The sequence below is a fragment of the Delftia sp. S65 genome (assembly GCF_016516495.1).
Taxonomy (GTDB): Bacteria; Pseudomonadota; Gammaproteobacteria; order Burkholderiales; family Burkholderiaceae_C; genus Comamonas; species Comamonas acidovorans.
Genome location: NZ_JACVUR010000010.1, coordinates 72,442 through 88,151, shown reverse-complemented (window position 1 = coordinate 88,151; position 15,710 = coordinate 72,442). Strand labels below are relative to the sequence as shown.

The 15,710-nt window shown below is 68.3% G+C and carries 15 protein-coding genes; 7 read left to right on the top strand and 8 right to left on the bottom strand.

What is annotated here, in order from left to right; genetic code table 11:
- Positions 1–129 precede the first annotated feature (129 nt).
- Positions 130–1,917, top strand: a complete 1,788-nt coding sequence (locus IAE24_RS11455; protein WP_199960325.1) for a methyl-accepting chemotaxis protein — start codon at positions 130–132, stop codon at positions 1,915–1,917.
- A 58-nt stretch (positions 1,918–1,975) separates the two neighbouring features.
- Here the strand turns inward: IAE24_RS11455 and IAE24_RS11450 are convergent, their stop codons facing one another.
- The 7 genes from IAE24_RS11450 to IAE24_RS11420 form a co-directional block, all read right to left on the bottom strand.
- On the bottom strand, positions 1,976–2,638 hold the full coding sequence (locus tag IAE24_RS11450; protein WP_199960324.1) for a DUF799 domain-containing protein: 663 nt from the start codon (positions 2,636–2,638) through the stop codon (positions 1,976–1,978).
- A gap of 1 nt (position 2,639) precedes the next feature.
- Entirely contained in the window at positions 2,640–3,014 is a 375-nt protein-coding gene (locus tag IAE24_RS11445; RefSeq protein ID WP_012207206.1) for a DUF4810 domain-containing protein, read from the bottom strand.
- Positions 3,011–3,691: a CsgG/HfaB family protein gene (locus IAE24_RS11440; protein ID WP_199960323.1), complete on the bottom strand. Its 681-nt coding sequence runs from the start codon at positions 3,689–3,691 to the stop codon at positions 3,011–3,013. Before IAE24_RS11440 ends, IAE24_RS11445 begins: the two co-directional genes overlap by 4 nt.
- Before the next feature lie 97 nt (positions 3,692–3,788).
- Positions 3,789–5,507, bottom strand: coding sequence for a single-stranded-DNA-specific exonuclease RecJ (recJ, locus tag IAE24_RS11435; RefSeq protein WP_043825009.1), 1,719 nt, complete (start codon positions 5,505–5,507; stop codon positions 3,789–3,791).
- A 10-nt stretch (positions 5,508–5,517) separates the two neighbouring features.
- A complete protein-coding gene (locus IAE24_RS11430; protein WP_199960322.1) occupies positions 5,518–6,516 on the bottom strand; it encodes a phosphoglycerate mutase in 999 nt (332 codons plus the stop codon).
- 66 nt (positions 6,517–6,582) lie between these two features.
- A complete protein-coding gene (locus IAE24_RS11425) occupies positions 6,583–7,908 on the bottom strand; it encodes a sulfatase family protein (protein WP_199960321.1) in 1,326 nt (441 codons plus the stop codon).
- 44 nt (positions 7,909–7,952) lie between these two features.
- Positions 7,953–8,975, bottom strand: a complete 1,023-nt coding sequence (locus IAE24_RS11420) for a tripartite tricarboxylate transporter substrate binding protein (protein ID WP_199960320.1) — start codon at positions 8,973–8,975, stop codon at positions 7,953–7,955.
- 179 nt (positions 8,976–9,154) lie between these two features.
- Here IAE24_RS11420 and IAE24_RS11415 point away from each other — a divergent pair, with 179 nt between their 5' ends.
- From IAE24_RS11415 to lolD, 3 genes are all read left to right on the top strand, one after another.
- Entirely contained in the window at positions 9,155–9,625 is a 471-nt protein-coding gene (locus tag IAE24_RS11415) for a MarR family winged helix-turn-helix transcriptional regulator (RefSeq protein ID WP_034396824.1), read from the top strand.
- A gap of 61 nt (positions 9,626–9,686) precedes the next feature.
- On the top strand, positions 9,687–10,940 hold the full coding sequence (locus IAE24_RS11410) for a lipoprotein-releasing ABC transporter permease subunit (RefSeq protein ID WP_063328596.1): 1,254 nt from the start codon (positions 9,687–9,689) through the stop codon (positions 10,938–10,940).
- The gene (gene lolD / locus IAE24_RS11405) at positions 10,933–11,649 is read left to right on the top strand and encodes a lipoprotein-releasing ABC transporter ATP-binding protein LolD (protein ID WP_013800885.1); all 717 of its coding nucleotides are present in this window, start codon (positions 10,933–10,935) and stop codon (positions 11,647–11,649) included. The genes IAE24_RS11410 and lolD overlap by 8 nt, the downstream gene beginning before the upstream one ends.
- A 34-nt stretch (positions 11,650–11,683) precedes the next feature.
- Here the strand turns inward: lolD and IAE24_RS11400 are convergent, their stop codons facing one another.
- On the bottom strand, positions 11,684–13,150 hold the full coding sequence (locus tag IAE24_RS11400; RefSeq protein WP_199960319.1) for a methyl-accepting chemotaxis protein: 1,467 nt from the start codon (positions 13,148–13,150) through the stop codon (positions 11,684–11,686).
- Positions 13,151–13,364: 214 nt separating this feature from the next.
- Here IAE24_RS11400 and IAE24_RS11395 point away from each other — a divergent pair, with 214 nt between their 5' ends.
- The 3 genes from IAE24_RS11395 (at position 13,365) to IAE24_RS11385 (ending at position 15,636) form a co-directional block, all read left to right on the top strand.
- Positions 13,365–14,186, top strand: a complete 822-nt coding sequence (locus IAE24_RS11395) for a TatD family hydrolase (RefSeq protein WP_199960318.1) — start codon at positions 13,365–13,367, stop codon at positions 14,184–14,186.
- 75 nt (positions 14,187–14,261) lie between these two features.
- Positions 14,262–14,807, top strand: a complete 546-nt coding sequence (locus tag IAE24_RS11390) for a DNA-deoxyinosine glycosylase (RefSeq protein ID WP_199960317.1) — start codon at positions 14,262–14,264, stop codon at positions 14,805–14,807.
- Positions 14,808–14,826: 19 nt separating this feature from the next.
- Entirely contained in the window at positions 14,827–15,636 is an 810-nt protein-coding gene (locus IAE24_RS11385; protein ID WP_199960316.1) for a spermidine synthase, read from the top strand.
- The last annotated feature ends 74 nt before the right edge of the window (positions 15,637–15,710 follow it).

Genomic DNA, 15,710 nt, shown 5'->3' with positions numbered 1-15,710 from the left:
TAGTGACGGATGCATGACGATGATCAGCCAGGCGCCGTCAAGGGTGGACAAGAATGGTTTCCGGAGCGATGGGCGGCAGGGGCGCCATGGCCTGGCTCCGGCATTGTTATAAAAAAGATCGGTTTTTCCATGAATCTGAATCAAATCACGGTCGCCCAGAAGCTGTGGGCCCTGGTGCTGGGACTGCTGGTGAGCATGCTGGTGGTCAACGGCGGCATCCTGGTCTATCTGCACGGGGTCAACGAGAAGATCAACACCGATGTGATGACCGCGCAAAGCGGCGCCACGCTGGCGCGCGAGTGGCGGCATCTGACGCAGATGAGCGTGGAGCGCTCCATCGTCGCGGCCATGTCGCCCGACGAGACGCTGGCCGCGCAGCAGCGCGCGTTGATGAGCAAGGGCATAGAGCGCATCAACGTGCTGCAAAAGCAGGTGGGCGACCTGCAGCTGGGCACGCAGTCCAAGCAGGCGCTGGACGCCGTGGCGGCCGAGCGCCGCGAGACGCTCAAGGCCAACTCGGCGGCCCAGGAGGCGCGCAAGGCCAGCGATTTCGCCACCACGTTCGATATCGTTGAAAAGCAGCTGCGCCCGGCGGCCGAGCGCTACAACAGCGCGCAGGAAGCCTTCGTGCAGCAACTGGAGCGCCAAAGCGAGCTGGCGCGCGAGGAAGGCGTGGCCCATCGGCGCCAGGCGTACTGGATCGGTGCGCTGGCCAGTGCGGTCATCGTGGCCCTGGGCCTGTTCATGGGGGTGGCCATCATGCGGTCGATCACGCGGCCGCTGGACCAGGCCGTGGCCCTGGCCGACGGCATTGCCGCAGGCGACCTCACGGGCTCGGTGCAAAGCAACCGGGGCGATGAGCTGGGCCATCTGCTGGGCGCACTCAACGGCATGGCGCAGCGGCTGCGCGGCGTGGTGGGCGAAGTGCGCTCTGGCGTGGAGTCCGTGTCCACGGCCTCCAACCAGATCGCCAGCGGCAACCAGGACCTGTCCTCGCGCACCGAGCAGACAGCGGCCAACCTGGAGGAGACGGCGGCCAGCATGGAAGAGCTGACGGCCACCGTCACCCAGTCGGCTGACACGGCGCGCCAGGCCAACCAGCTGGCGGCCACGGCCGCGCAGGCGGCCGAGCAGGGCGGTGCCGTGGTGGCCCAGGTGGTCACCAGCATGCAGCAGATCACGGACAGCAGCCGCAAGATCGCCGACATCATCGGCGTGATCGACGGCATTGCCTTCCAGACCAATATCCTGGCGCTGAACGCCGCCGTGGAAGCGGCCCGCGCAGGCGAGCAGGGCCGGGGCTTTGCCGTGGTGGCGGGCGAGGTGCGCTCACTGGCCCAGCGCAGCGCCGAGGCCGCCAAGGAAATCAAGCTGCTGATCACCACCAGCGTGGACAACGTGCAGTCGGGCTCGAAGCAGGTGGAGCAGGCGGGGCGTTCCATGGAGGAAATCGTCTCCAGCGTGCGCCGCGTCAGCGACCTCATCGGCGAGATCACGGCCTCGTCCACCGAGCAGCGCGACGGCATCGGCCAGGTCAACCAGGCCGTGACCCAGCTCGACCAGATGACCCAGCAGAACGCGGCCCTGGTCGAGGAATCCAGCGCAGCTGCGCTGGCCATGCAGGACCAGGCGCGGCGCCTGTCCGAGGTGGTGGCGGTGTTCAAGCTGGGACAGGAGGGCAGCGCACTGGCGCCGGCCAGGGCACACGTGCCAGCCACCGCGGCGGCACGCCGGCCGGCATCTATCGGCGCAACCGGTGCAACTGCTGCGGTGCGCCCTGCGCCTGCGGCACCCGTACGTCCAGCGCCCGCCGTGCGCAATGCACCGGCGCCCCAGAAGATCCAGCAGCCCGTGGCGAAGGCCCTCGCCAGAACAGCGGCCAAGGCCGGGGCGGACGACGACTGGGAGACCTTCTGAGCGGGAGGAGCGAGGATGCAGGCCGGCGTGCAAGTCAGCGCCGGCCTGCAGGCCTTCGTCAGTTGCGCGGCTTGCCGTAGTCGGGCGAGCGCGGGCCTGGCAGCAGTCCGCGCCGCGCCATGGGCGACAGCAGGCGCTGGTTGGCGATGGAGGCGATCTGCACGCTGCGGTCGTTCATGGTGTCCAGGATCTGGTTGAGCAGTGCCGTCACCAGGATGCCGACCAGTCCGCCGCCTGAGCTTTGTCCTTCGGCGCTGGAGGCCGTGGCACTGCCATCCCACAGCTGGGTGCCGGTGCGCAGGTCCACCAGCCTGGCCTCCAGCGTGACCACCGAGGCGCTGCTGATCACCGCATAGCTGGTGCCGTAATTGCGGATGTTCAGGTACAGGGCCGCATCGGCGCCAAAGATTTCACGGAGCTTGGCCACGGGCAGTTCCTGGGCGTCGTCGGCGCTGACGATGCCGTTCTGGCGGAACATTTCCTCGGTGACAGCCACGGGCAGAACGTAGTAGCCGGCCTCGGCCAGCGGCAGCGTGATCTGGGACAGCACGCCCGCCGGCGCATTCACTTCCGGGGACTGGTTCAGCGCAGGCATGACCAGGATGGAGGCAGGCTTGGATGCCCGCAGCGCCGAATAGTCATAGGGCGCGGTGGTGGCGCACCCGGTCAGCGCCACGGTCATGGCAAGAGCCAGGGTCTTGATGTGATCGGTCAGGCGCATGTCAATTCTTGCGGGCCGTGAAGGTTTGCAGCAGCGTGTCCATGAAGGTGGCGGACTCGGGGAAATGCTGTTTTTCCTCGGCCAATTGCTCCACCGTCTTTTCGTTGTTGCCGGTTCGGGAATAGAGCATGGCCATATGGGCGCGGTAGCCGGGCGGCAGCGCCTTTCCCTCGGCCTGCACCTTCAGGCGGGCTTCTTCCAGCTTGAGCAATTGGTCCTCGGCGCCGGTACTGCCGTCGTCCTTGAGGTATTGGTAGACCTGGGGTTGGTAGTCATTCCAGGCATACAGCGGCTGGCGCGGCGCAGCGCAGCCGGCCAAGGTGGCGCAGATGGCCAGCGCGGCCAGTGCCGTTGCCGAATGGACGGGGCGCTTCATTGCGCGGGCTTCCATGCGCCGCTGTCAATGCCGGCTGCCAGCTTGTCCACGGCTTCGCGGATGGCCAGATCCAGTACCTTGCCGTTGAGCGTGGAGTCATAGCCGGCCGTGCTGCCGAATCCCACGATTTCGCGGTTCGACAGGCTGTATTCGCCCGCACCCTGCACCGAATAGACGACTTCGGAGGTCTGCACCCGGACGATGTTCAGGCTGACCTTGGCATAGGCCACCTGCTCCTTGCCACGGCCGAGCACGCCGAAGAACTGGCGATCCCCGACCACCTTGCGGCCGAACTCGCTCACGTCGCCGGTCACGACATAGGTGGCGCCCTTGATCGACTGCTCCTGCTTGTTGAAGCCCGCTTCCTGGCGGGTCTCGGACATGTTGTCGCGGTCCAGCACGCTGAATCGGCCGCTTTGCTGCAGATGGGTCACCAAGATGGTTCTGGCCTGGCCACCGAGGCGATCGACGCCGTCCGAGAAAATGCCGCGCTGAAAGCTGGAGCGGTTGTCGAATTTGCCCACGGAAATGGGGCTGCGCGGGCCTTGATAGGCGCTGGATGCAGAAGCGGGCTTGGCTGTTTCAAGCGTGCGCGATTGCTCGGTGGTGGAGCAGCCGGAAAGGCCGGCGGCCAGGGTGATGGCAATGGCCGTGCAAGGCCACAGGCGAGAGGTCATGAGTATTTCCCCGGTTTTCTTGGAATGAATTTGCAATAATTTGTTGCAAAAACCGGGGATATTAACCGAGGGGCACCGTGAATGGCGCCCCGGGTCTCTAGGACGCGTCCGAATGCACTCCCTCGATCAGGAATTGCACCTTGCGCTCTCCGCGCCATTCATTGATGTCCATGCGAAAGGCAATGCAGGCCGATGGCGGCAGCGGGTCGGTATGGCCGAACCAGATTCCGTCCACGGTTTCGCCCTGATGGCGCAATTGCAGTTTCAGGTGCTTTTCACCGACCAGGCGCTGTGAGAGCACTTCCAGCTGTTCGCTGAAGGTGGGCGGGGCAAAGCCCTGGCCCCAGACCGCGAGATTGAGCTGCTCGACCATTTCGGGCTTGCGGAAATCCGGGTCCAGCGGTCCGTCGGTCTCTATGCGGCGCGTCAGCGTGGCCGCGTCCAGCCATTCCTGTGCCACCTGGGCCAGGGCCTTCTCGAACACCGCGAAACCGGCCTCGGCAATGGTGCAGCCGGCCGCCATGGCGTGGCCGCCAAAGCGCAGCAGCAGGCCGGGGTGGCGCTTGGATACGAGGTCCAGCGCGTCGCGCAGGTGAAAGCCGGGAATGGAGCGGCCCGAGCCCTTGAGTTCATGCTCGTGCCCCGGCGCGCCGCTGGCGGCGAAGACGAAGCTGGGCCGGTGCATGCGGTCCTTGATGCGCGAGGCCACGATGCCGACCACGCCCTCGTGGAAGTCGGGGTCGAACACGCTGATGGCGGCCGGCGGCGTCATGCCGTCCTCGCACAGGCCTTCGGCCATGAGCAGGGCCTGCTCGCGCATGCCGCCTTCCAGTTCGCGGCGTTCGCGGTTGATGGCGTCCAGCATCTGCGCCAGGTTGGCGGCGCGGCCCGCATCGTCCGTGGTCAGGCACTCGATGCCGATGGTCATGTCGGACAGCCGGCCTGCGGCATTGATGCGCGGACCCAGGGCAAAGCCGAAGTCGAACGTGGTGGCCGCAAAGGCCTTGCGGCCAGCGGCTTCGAACAGGGCCAGCAGGCCCGGCTGCATCTGGCCACGGCGAATCTGCTTCAGGCCCAGGGCGACCAGGCGGCGGTTGTTGGCGTCCAGCCGCACCACGTCGGCCACCGTGCCCAGGGCGACCAGGGGCAGCAGGGCCTCCAGACGGGGCTGGCTGGCCTTGTCGAAGCGGCCGCGCGCGCGCAGCTCGGCACGCAGGGCCAGCAGCACGTAGAACATCACGCCGACACCGGCCATGGACTTGCTCTCGAAGCTGCAGCCGGGCTGGTTGGGGTTGACGATGGCATCGGCCAGCGGCAGGTGGTTGCCGGGCAGGTGGTGGTCGGTGACGACCACCTGCAGGCCCAGGGCCTTGGCCTCGGCCACGCCTTCGACGCTGGCAATGCCGTTGTCCACGGTGACCATCACCTCGGCGCCGGTTTCCTTGACGCGGCGTGCGATGGGCGGCGTCAGGCCGTAGCCGTCCACCACGCGGTCGGGCACCAGGTAGCTGACCTCGGTCGCGCCCAGCATGCGCAGGCCGCGCCAGCCCACGGCGCAGGCGGTGGCGCCGTCGCAGTCGTAGTCGGCCACGATGCACAGGCGCAGGCCGCGCTCTATGGCATCGGCCAGCAGCCGCACGGCGGCCTCCATGCCCAGCAGGCCGGAGGGGGCCAGCAGGCGTGCAGGCGTGTCGTCCAGTTCGTCGGCGGAGCACACGCCGCGTGCGGCGTAGAGCTGGGCCAGCAGAGGGTGGACGCCGGCCTGGCGCAGTGCCGAGGCCTGCTGCGCAGGGATCTCGCGGGGGATGATTTTCATGGGCAATGTGTCAGAGCATGCGGCCCAGGTCGGGCAGGGCGCGGGGGCCGAAAAGGCCCGTCAGCCTGTCCAGCCAGCGCGGCGGGCGGCTGCTCCATGCGATGGCATGGCGTTCGCCGCACAGCGTCAGCGTGAGCGGGTGGCCTGCGCGCACGCGCTCCAGCAGGCGGGCGATGAGCCCGGCGTCCAGCGCCTTCCAGGCCTCGCGCCACGCAGCGGGGTTGCCCTGCAGGGCTGCGGCGTGAAGGTCGTCCAGGCATTGCACGGCGGCCTTGGCGCCGGTGGCCGTGCCGGGCTGCAGGCGCCCGGCGCCGTGGACCCAGAAGGCGTTGATGGGCACCTGGCCGCGCGCGGCGCGGGCGTCGTTGAAGACATGGGTGTAGAGCAGCATCTGCACCTCGCTTTGCAGGCGGTGCAGGGCGCGCGCCTGCTGCGCGTCGGGCAGCCAGGGCCGCACGTCGCGGCCGATGACGCGGTCCATGGAGGCCGTGGCCAGGTCATCGAACAGCGCACCGCGCGCCAGCCAGCGCTGCGGCTGCTGGTACTCCAGCACGATGCCGTCGTCAGCGAACCAGGGCGCCAGCAGGGCCAGCAGCTGGCGGGATTCCTCATCGCTGAGGGGGGTGGTGGCGGGATCGCTCTGGTGGACCTGGTCTGCGCCTATGTGCCAGTGGCAGGGCGTGACATAGGCGCAGGCCTGCGCCGTCTCACCGGCCTGCCAGGCGGCCCAGGCAATCAGGCCCGGCGCATCGGGCAGGCCCAGCGAGCGCGCCAGGGCGCGTTCGTGGGGGGGAGAAAAATCCATCTCCGTGCCGGTCTGTGCGGGCGCGGGCTGCATCAGCGCCAGCAGGGATTGGAGATGGGGCAGCTCCAGTCCGCCCCAGACGGCCGCGACGGCAGCGTCATCCGCTGCATCCGAGGACGGACCGCCGGCATAGGGGATGATCCATTCGGTCTTTTCCTCCAGCGGGGCTTGGGTGGAGGACACCAGGGGCGCGGTCAAAAGCATGGCCGCTATTGTCGGGCATGGGGTGCCGCAGTGCCGGCGCCTTCGTTTTTCCCCTTGGAGCGCGGTTCAGCGCTGGGGCATGTCCCGGGCCGAAGAGACCAGGCTGACCGTGGCGTCCTCGGGGATGGGCGGCATGCCCTGGTTCCAGTCTTCCCAGGCGCTGCGCATGGCGGCCAGACGCTCGGGCGCGCGCGCTGCCTGGTTGGCGCGCTCGCGCTCATCGGCCGCAAGGTCGAACAGGTAGTCGATGCCGTCCACGCGCAGGTATTTCCAGTCGCCATCGCGCAGGGCACGTTGGCCGCGGTGCTTCATGCGCCAGTGCAGGGTGCGCGGGAATTCGGCATCTTCGGCGCGCAGCACGGGCAGCAGCGAGATGCCGTCCAGCGCATGGTCCTCTGGCGCCTGCACGCCGGCGGCATCCAGCACCGTGGCCGACCAGTCCATGCTCATGCAGTGCTGGGGGCTGCTGCGGCCCGGTGCGATCACGGCCGGCCAGTGCGCGATCCAGGGCACGCGTATGCCGCCCTCGGTCAGGTCCATCTTGCCGCCGACCAGGGGCCAGTTGTCGGAGAAGCGTTCGCCGCCGTTGTCGCTGGTGAAGACGATGAGGGTGTTGTCCAGCTGCCCGTTGGCGCGCAGCGCCTCGACGATCCAGCCTATGCCTTCGTCCATGTGGTGGATCATGCGGCGGTACTGGTGGATGTTGCCGCCGTCCAGGTGGGCAATGCCTGCGCCCAGCGCCTCGGCCGTGCTGCGGTCCTCGCGCGTTTCCCAGGGCCAGTGCGGCGCCGTGTAGTGCAGGCTCAGGAAGAAGGGCGCATCGCCTTGGGCCATGCGGTGGACGAAGTCCACGCTGCGCTGCGACAGCAGGTCGGTCAGGTAGCCCTCGTCATGGTGTTCCTCCTCGCCCACCCACAGGTCGTGCTGGCCCGAGCTGCTCAGGTGGGTGAAGTAGTCCACGCCGCCCGACATGGGGCCGAAATATTCCTCGTAGCCCGAGCGCAGCGGGCCGAAGTGCGGCGGGTAGCCCAGGTGCCATTTGCCGATCAGCGCCGTGCGGTAGCCCGCATCCCTGAGCATGGAGGCGACGGTGGGCATGTCCGGCGGCAGGCCCAGCTTCTCGCCCAGCGGCGTGCCGCGTGTCTTGCTGTTGATGGGCTCCTCGGCCGCACCGCGCAGGCGGTACTGGTAGCGCGCCGTGGCCAGGGCAAAGCGCGTGGGAGAGCACACGGGCGAGTTGGCATAGCCCTGGGTGAGCCTGAGGCCGCCGGCGGCCAGGCGGTCGAGCATGGGAGACACCGGGCCGAAGTCGGCCGCGCGGCCTCCGTAGCAGCCGAGGTCGGCATAGCCGAGGTCGTCGGCCACGATGAAGAGGATATTGGGACGGGACATGGAAATGCGCTCTGTGCAGGGTTGTGGGCGGAAAGCGGCGGCGCTCATTCCATCTTCATTCCGGTGGACTGGATCACGGTCCGGTAGCGGTCGGCCAGCGCCTGTATGCGTTCGGCGGCGGCCGGGCCGGTCAGGCCTTCGTAGAACAGGTCGTTGGCGCGCATGCGCTCACGCAGGGCCGCATCCTTCATGGCCTTTTCCAGCGCGGACTGGATTCTTGCGACCAGGGGCTCGGGCGTGGCGGCAGGCACCCACAGGGCGAACAGCACTTCCTGCTCCAGGTCCTTGTGGCCCAGCTCGCCCACGGTGGGCACGCCGGGCACCAGCGGGTTGCGCTGGCGCGTGGTCACGGCCAGCGGCACGACCTTGCCGGCCGCCACCTGGCCCAGCATGGCCGAGGAGCTGATGATGCCGCCGTCCACCTCGCCGGCGAGCACGGCCGTGCTGGCCGGGGCGTTGCCCTTGTAGGGCACGTGGCTGACCTTGGCGCCCGTGGCATGGGTCAGGATGGCCGAGGCCAGGTGGCCCGGCGTGCCGTAGCCGGCCGAGCCCAGCGTCAGGCCGCTTCTCTTGCCCTGGGCGATGAACTGGTCCAGGGTCCTGAGGCCGGTGCGCGGGTTGACGGCCACCATCATTCCCTGCGAGGCGATCATCATCACGGGACGCAGGTCCGTGCCCTTGAAGGGCATGCTCTTGTAGATGAAGGGATTGACGGTGAAGGTCGTGTCTATGCCGACCAGCAGCGTATAGCCGTCGCCGGGCGCCTTGGCCGCGTTGTCGGTGCCGATGTTGCCGCCCGCGCCGGGCCGGTTGTCCACGACGAAGGGCTGTTTGAGTTCACGCTGCAGTACCTCGCCCAGGCTGCGCGCCAGGATATCGGCGGCGCCGGCGGGCGCGAAGGCGACGACGATGCGCACGGGTTTGGCGGGCCAGGCCGCGGCATCGGCGGCCGCATCGGCCCGGGCGCCAGCGCCGGAGCCCAGGCCCAGCAGAAGGGCCAGGCCGGCCCGCAGCAGAGGGCTGCGCAAGGCATGGGTGGCATGGGTGGCTTGGAACAGGGAAAACATGGTGGCGAACTTTCTGCGCTGCGGGGGCGCCGGGCTTTGCGAGAATCCCCAGGCCGGCTCCGGACGGTGGCTCCCGTTGTCTCCTTTCCGGACGGGGCCACTGTAGAAGTCCCCGCAGCAATTGATCTAATCAACTGTTCCCCGTGAATACCCGTCCCGCTCCCACCTCCATCCAGCAGATGCTGCTGTTTCGCATCAACCGCTACTTCGGTGCAGCGGGCGGCGTGGCCATGCGCATGTGCGAGGCGCATTTCGGCATCACGCGCCGCGAGTGGGGCGTGATGGCCACGGTGGCTGCCAACGAGGGCCTGCTGTCGTCGGAGCTGGCCGAACGCGCGCAGCTGGACCGCGCACGCACCTCGCGCGCCCTCAGCGGGCTGGAGGAAAAGGGCTGGGTGCAGCGCAGCCCCATGCCGGGCGACCGCCGCCGCGTGGCCGTGTCGCTGACGGCCGAGGGGCGGCGCATGTATGGCCTGATCCTGCCGCGCATGGCCCAGATCCACCTGGACCTGGTGTCCGTGCTCAGCGACGAGGAACTCGCACAATTCGATACCTTGCTGGCCAGGCTGCAGCGCCATGCGCTGACGCTGGAAGCAGAGGGCCGCTACGACGCCCTGCCGCGTGTGGACCGCGGACGGCACCGGCGCTGACACGCCGACGGCAAAGCCTGCCGCCATGCAGGGCCTGTGGGCGATGACACAATGCATGCCCATGCAATTTCCCTACGAACTGGCCGTCGGCTGGCGCTACACCCGGGCGGGGCGTGCCACGCGCCGCAACGGCTTCATCTCGTTCATCTCCGGCGTCTCCATGCTGGGCATCGCCCTCGGTGTGGCGGCGCTGATCATCGTGCTCAGCGTGATGAACGGCTTCCAGAAGGAAGTGCGCGACCGCATGCTCAGCGTGGTCTCGCACATCGAGATCTTCGCGCCCCAGGGTGCGGCGCTGCCCGATCTGGAGCGCACCATGCGCGAGGCGCGCGCCAACCCCGACGTGCTGGGCGCCGCCCCGTTCGTCGCGGCCCAGGCGCTGCTGGCGCGTGGCGAGGACATGAAGGGCACCCTGGTGCGCGGCATCGATCCGGCGCGCGAGGGCGAGGTCACCGATGTGGCCGCCACCAATGCCGAAGTGCTCAAGCGCCTGGTGCCCGGCGAATTCAACGTGGTGCTGGGTGTGGAGCTGGCGCGCTCGCTGGGCGTGCGCCAGGGCGACATGGTCACGCTGATCGCCCCGGGCGGCCAGGTCACGCCGGCCGGCGTGGTGCCGCGCCTCAAGCAGATGCATGTGGTCGGCACCTTCGACTCCGGCCACTACGAATACGACTCGGCCCTGGTGATGATGCATTACGAGGACGCGCAGCGCCTGTTCCGCCTGGAAGGGCCGACTGGCATCCGCCTGAAGCTCAAGGACCTGCACGAGGCGCCGCGCGTGGCCATGGAGCTGGCCCACACCATCACCGACCGCCTGCTGATCCGCGACTGGACCCAGCAGAACCGCACCTGGTTCGCGGCCGTGCAGCTGGAAAAACGCATGATGTTCATCATCCTCACGCTCATCGTCGCCGTGGCCGCGTTCAACCTGGTGTCCACGCTGGTGATGACGGTGACCGACAAGCGCGCCGACATCGCCATCCTGCGCACGCTGGGCGCCTCGCCGTCCAGCATCATGGGCATCTTCATGGTGCAGGGCGCCATGGTGGGCGTCATCGGCACCTTCGCAGGCCTGCTGCTGGGCCTGGGCATCGCCTTCAACATCGATGTCATCGTGCCGGCCATCGAGCGCCTGCTGCACGCCAACTTCCTGCCCAAGGACATCTACCTGATCAGCAAGATGCCCAGCGATCCGCAGTACAGCGACATCATGCCCATCGCCGTGATCTCCCTGGTCCTGGCCTTTGTCGCCACCATCTATCCCAGCTGGCGCGCCAGCCGCGTGAACCCCGCCGAGGCGCTGCGCTATGAATGAAGTGAATGTGATGCCCGGTTTCGAAGTGTCCCAGCAGGGCGCTGTGGTCCTGGATGCGCGCGGCCTGACCAAGCGCTTTGCCGAAGGACGGCTCAACGTGCAGGTGCTGGCAGGTGTCGACCTGCAGGTGCGCGCGGGCGAGACGCTGGCCATTGTCGGCGCCTCGGGTTCGGGCAAGAGCACGCTGCTGCACCTGCTGGGCGGGCTGGACGCTCCCACCAGCGGCAGCGTCACCCTCAAGGGCGAGCCCCTGCATGAACTCAGCGCCCAGAAGCAGGGCGCGCTGCGCAACCGGCACCTGGGCTTCATCTACCAGTTCCACCATCTGCTGCCCGAATTCAGCGCCCAGGACAACGTGGCCATGCCGCTGCGCATACGCCGCGACGACAGGGCCGAGTGCATGGAGCGCGCGGCGCGCATGCTGGCGGCCGTGGGCCTGGGCGAACGCATGCTGCACCGTCCGGCCGAACTGTCGGGGGGCGAGCGCCAGCGCGTGGCCATTGCCCGCGCCCTGGTCACCCAGCCGGCCTGCGTGCTGGCCGACGAGCCCACGGGCAACCTGGACCGCAGCACGGCCGACACCGTGTTCCGTCTGATGCTGGAGCTGGCGCGCAGCCATGGCACGGCCTTCGTCATGGTCACCCACGATGAGCAGCTGGCGGCGCGCTGCGACCGCATGGTGCGCCTGGTGCAGGGCCAATTGGCCTGACCGGCAGGCCTGACCGGCAGGCCTGAGTCTGGCCTCAGGCCATGCGCAGCAAGGTGCCCGGCAGGCGCTGGGCGCCTACGGGAAGCACGGCCGCTGCCGGGGCCGACTTGATCTGCGGCGCAGCGGGAACGATGGATGCCGGCAGCGGCTTGCGCTGCACCTGTTCCCTGGATGCATCCGCGACGGCCGCGCTCTGTGCCGTCAGGTCGGCCGTCACCTCGCGCAGGCGTGCCGACTGGGCCATGGACGCCTGCACCACATCGCCCATGATGGCCGTGACCTGGTGCGAGGAGTCCACGATCTCTTGCATGGTGCCGCCGGCCTGGCGCACCTGATTGGCGCCCAGTGCCACCTGCTCCACCGAGGTGTGGATGAGCTGCTTGATTTCCTTGGCGGCGGCGGCGCTGTTCTGTGCCAGTGCCCGTACCTCGCCCGCCACCACGGCAAAGCCCCGGCCCTGCTCGCCTGCGCGGGCCGCCTCCACGGCAGCGTTGAGCGCGAGGATATTGGTCTGGAAGGCGATGCCGTCCATCACGCCGATGATGTCGCTGATCTTGCGCGAGCTGGCGCTGATGGACTCCATGGTGCCCATCACCTCGTGCACCGTGCGCCCGCCCTGCTCGGCCACCAGGCAGGCCTGGCGGGCCAGTTCGTTGGCCTGGCCTGCGTGCTCGGCGCTTTCGCTCAGGCCCTGCATGGCCTCGCCCAGGGTCTGCGCAGCCGTGAAGCGGCGCGTGATATCGCGGGCGTACTTGACCACCTTGAACGGCCGGCCATCGGCGTCGAGGATGGGGTTGTAGCTGGCCTCGATCCAGACCTGGCGGCCGTGCTTGCCGATGCGCAGGTACTGGCCCGCATCGTGCTGGCCGCTGGCCAGCTTGCGCCAGAACTGCGCGTATTCTGGGCTGTGGCGTTCATGGGGCTGGACGAACATGCTGTGGTGCCGCCCGACGACCTCGTCCAGCGTGTAGCCCATGGCCTGCAGGAACAGGCGGTTGGCATGCAGGATGTTGCCCTGCAGGTCGAACTCGATGATGGCCTGCACCTTGGAGATGGCGGCCAACTGGCCTTCGGCGTCGGCGTTGCGGCGCTGCTGCTCGGTGATGTCGGTGGCGTACTTCACCACCTTGAAGGGCCTGCCATGGCGATCGAAGATGGGGTTGTAGCTTGCCTGCAGCCAGACATCGCGCCCGTCCTTGGCAATGCGGCGGTAGCGCCCCGCGTCGTGGATGCCGCTGCCCAGGCGCTGCCAGAACGCGGTGTATTCAGGCGACTCGCTCATCTGGTGGTCCACGAACATGCGGTGGTGCTGGCCGATGACCTCGTCCTCCTCATAGCCCATGGTGTCCAGGAAGTTCTGGTTGGCGGCCAGCACATGGCCTTGCAGGTCGAACTCGATCACCGCCTGGGACTTGTGTATGGCGGCCAATTGCCCGTCAAGCTCCGCCTTGCGGCGTGCGCCACCGAGGTCCAGGATTCGACTCCATGCTGAGCGCTTCATGGGAATTCCTCTCTCCAAAGCATGCCGGCCGGTGATGCGGGAGCCCGATGCGGGGTGTAAGTGTTACTTTATGTATTTTTATGGAGGCGCAAGCCATTCGTGTATTGATTTTGTCAAACGGAGCCGACTCGCAATAAGCCAAGGGTTTGCCCTTGCTCCGGGCCTCGTCTGCCCCTTGGACGGGCGCCGCCCGGGCCGGTGGCATGATGCGGCCATGCCCGCCTGGATAGACACCCACTGCCACCTCGATGCTCCCGAATTCGACGCCGACCGCGATGCCGTGCGCGCGCAGGCGGCCGAGGCAGGCGTTGCGCATCTGGTGATTCCGGCCGTGGCGCGCGAGCACTGGGACACGGTGGTGGCGCTGGCGCGGCGCCATGGCGACAGCTATGCGCTGGGCATCCATCCGCTGTACACGCCCAATGCCCGCGAGCAGGACATTGCCGCATTGCGCGAGACGCTGGCGCGGTTGCGCGGCGATGCGCAACTGGTGGCCGTGGGCGAGATCGGCCTGGACTTCTTCGTGCCCGGGCTGGATGCGGACCGGCAGATCTGGTTCTACGAGCAGCAGATCGCGCTGGCGCGCGAGTTCGACCTGCCCGTCATCCTGCATGTGCGCAAATCCAGCGACCGGCTGCTCAAGACCCTGCGCGCGCGGCCTGTGGCGGGCGGCATTGCCCATGCCTTCAACGGCAGCGTGCAGCAGGCCCAGGCCTTCATCGACCTGGGCTTCAAGCTGGGCTTTGGCGGGGCAGTGACCTATGACCGGGCGCTCAAGCTGCGCGAGCTGGCAGCCGCCCTGCCGCTGGATGCGCTGGTGCTGGAAACCGATGCCCCCGACATTCCGCCGCACTGGCTCTACACCACGGCCGGGCAGCGTGCCCAGGGCCAGGCCCAGGGCCGCAACACGCCGGCCGAGCTGGCACGCATTGCGGACGTGATTGCGCAGTTGCGCGGCATCACGCCCCAGGCCCTGGCCGAGGCCACGGGCCGCAACGCGCGTGCCGCGCTGCGAGGCCTGCCCGCCATGGCCTGAACCAGGCTTGAGCGGAACCTGAACCTGAGCGGTCTTGCCGCCCGCTGCCAGCAGCCCGGCGACCGCTGGGCGACAATGCCGGCCATGTCCTTGACCGTTCCCGACCTGCCGCCCCCCGGCGCCCCGCGCTGGCAGGGCCTGGCGCCGGTGGCCGATGCGCGGACCCGGGCCCTTGTGCTGGGCAGCTTTCCGGGCCTGCGATCGCTGCAATTGCAGCAGTACTATGCCCATCCGCAAAACCAGTTCTGGCCCTTGCTCCAGGCCCTGTGGCCCGGGCATCCGCAGCCCGGCCGCGACGACTATGCGGGCCGCTGCGAATGGCTGCTGGCCCGCGGCCTGGGCCTGTGGGACGTGTATGCCAGCTGCGAGCGCGAAGGCAGCCTGGACAGCGCCATCCGCGCGGCCGAGGTGAATGATTTCGTGGCGCTGCGCACGCATTGCCCGCAGCTGGCGCTGGCCCTGCACAACGGTGGCGAGAGCTACAAGCATGCCGGCCGCACGCAGGCCCTGGGCCTGGCCGCCGTGAAGCTGCCATCGACCAGCCCGGCCAACGCGAGCTGGAGTTTCGCGCGCAAGCTCCAGGCCTGGCGCGAGGCGCTGGCTGCCCATCAATTGCTCTGATTTTTTGACTGTTCCCGACGTGATACGCAAGACCCGCGGCGCCGCCAAGGCAGCCCCATCCTCTTCCTCCAGCGCCACCACCGCCGCAGACATCGAACTGCCCGAAGTCAGCGTCTCCGACGATGGCGATGTGCGCCACCTGCACCTGGGCACGCCCTGGATCCAGGGCTCCATGCGCATACGCGAGCCGTTCGAGATCGAGCTCGAATACGTACAGCGCATGATGGGCTGGCTGCTGTTCATGGAGCCCGCCAGCGTGGCCGGCCGCCATGCCATGCAGCTGGGCCTAGGCGCGGCCGCCATCACCAAGTTCTGCCACAAGAAGCTGCGCATGCGCACCACGGCCATCGAGCTGAACCCGCAGGTGCTGGCCGTGTGCCGCAGCTGGTTCAAGCTGCCGCCCGACAGCGACACGCTGCGCGTGGTGCTGGCCGATGCGGCTCAGGAAATCCGCAAGAGCCAGTGGCTGGGCACGGTCGATGCGCTGGCCGTTGATCTCTATGACCACGATGCGGCCGCGCCCGTGCTGGACAGCGCCGAGTTCTATGCCGACTGCCGCAATCTGCTGACCGAGGACGGCATCATGACCGTCAACCTGTTCGGCCGTACCTCCAGCTACGAGCGCAGCCTGGCGCGCATGGCCGAAGCCTTTGGCGAAGATGCCATGTGGGCCTTCCGCCCCACGCGCGAGGGCAACACCGTGGTGCTGGCCCAGCGCACGCCGCGCGCTCTCGACCCCGCCGCGCTGCAGGCTGCCAGCGCCCAGGTGCAGGCCCGCTGGGACCTGCCCACGACGCGCTGGCCCAAGATCTTCGTGCGGCCCTGGTAGAACGGCCCTGGTAGAGCGGGGCTGGCCGGGCAGGGCGGCCGGCAGGCTTACCATAGGGCGCAGTTCAGCTTCCG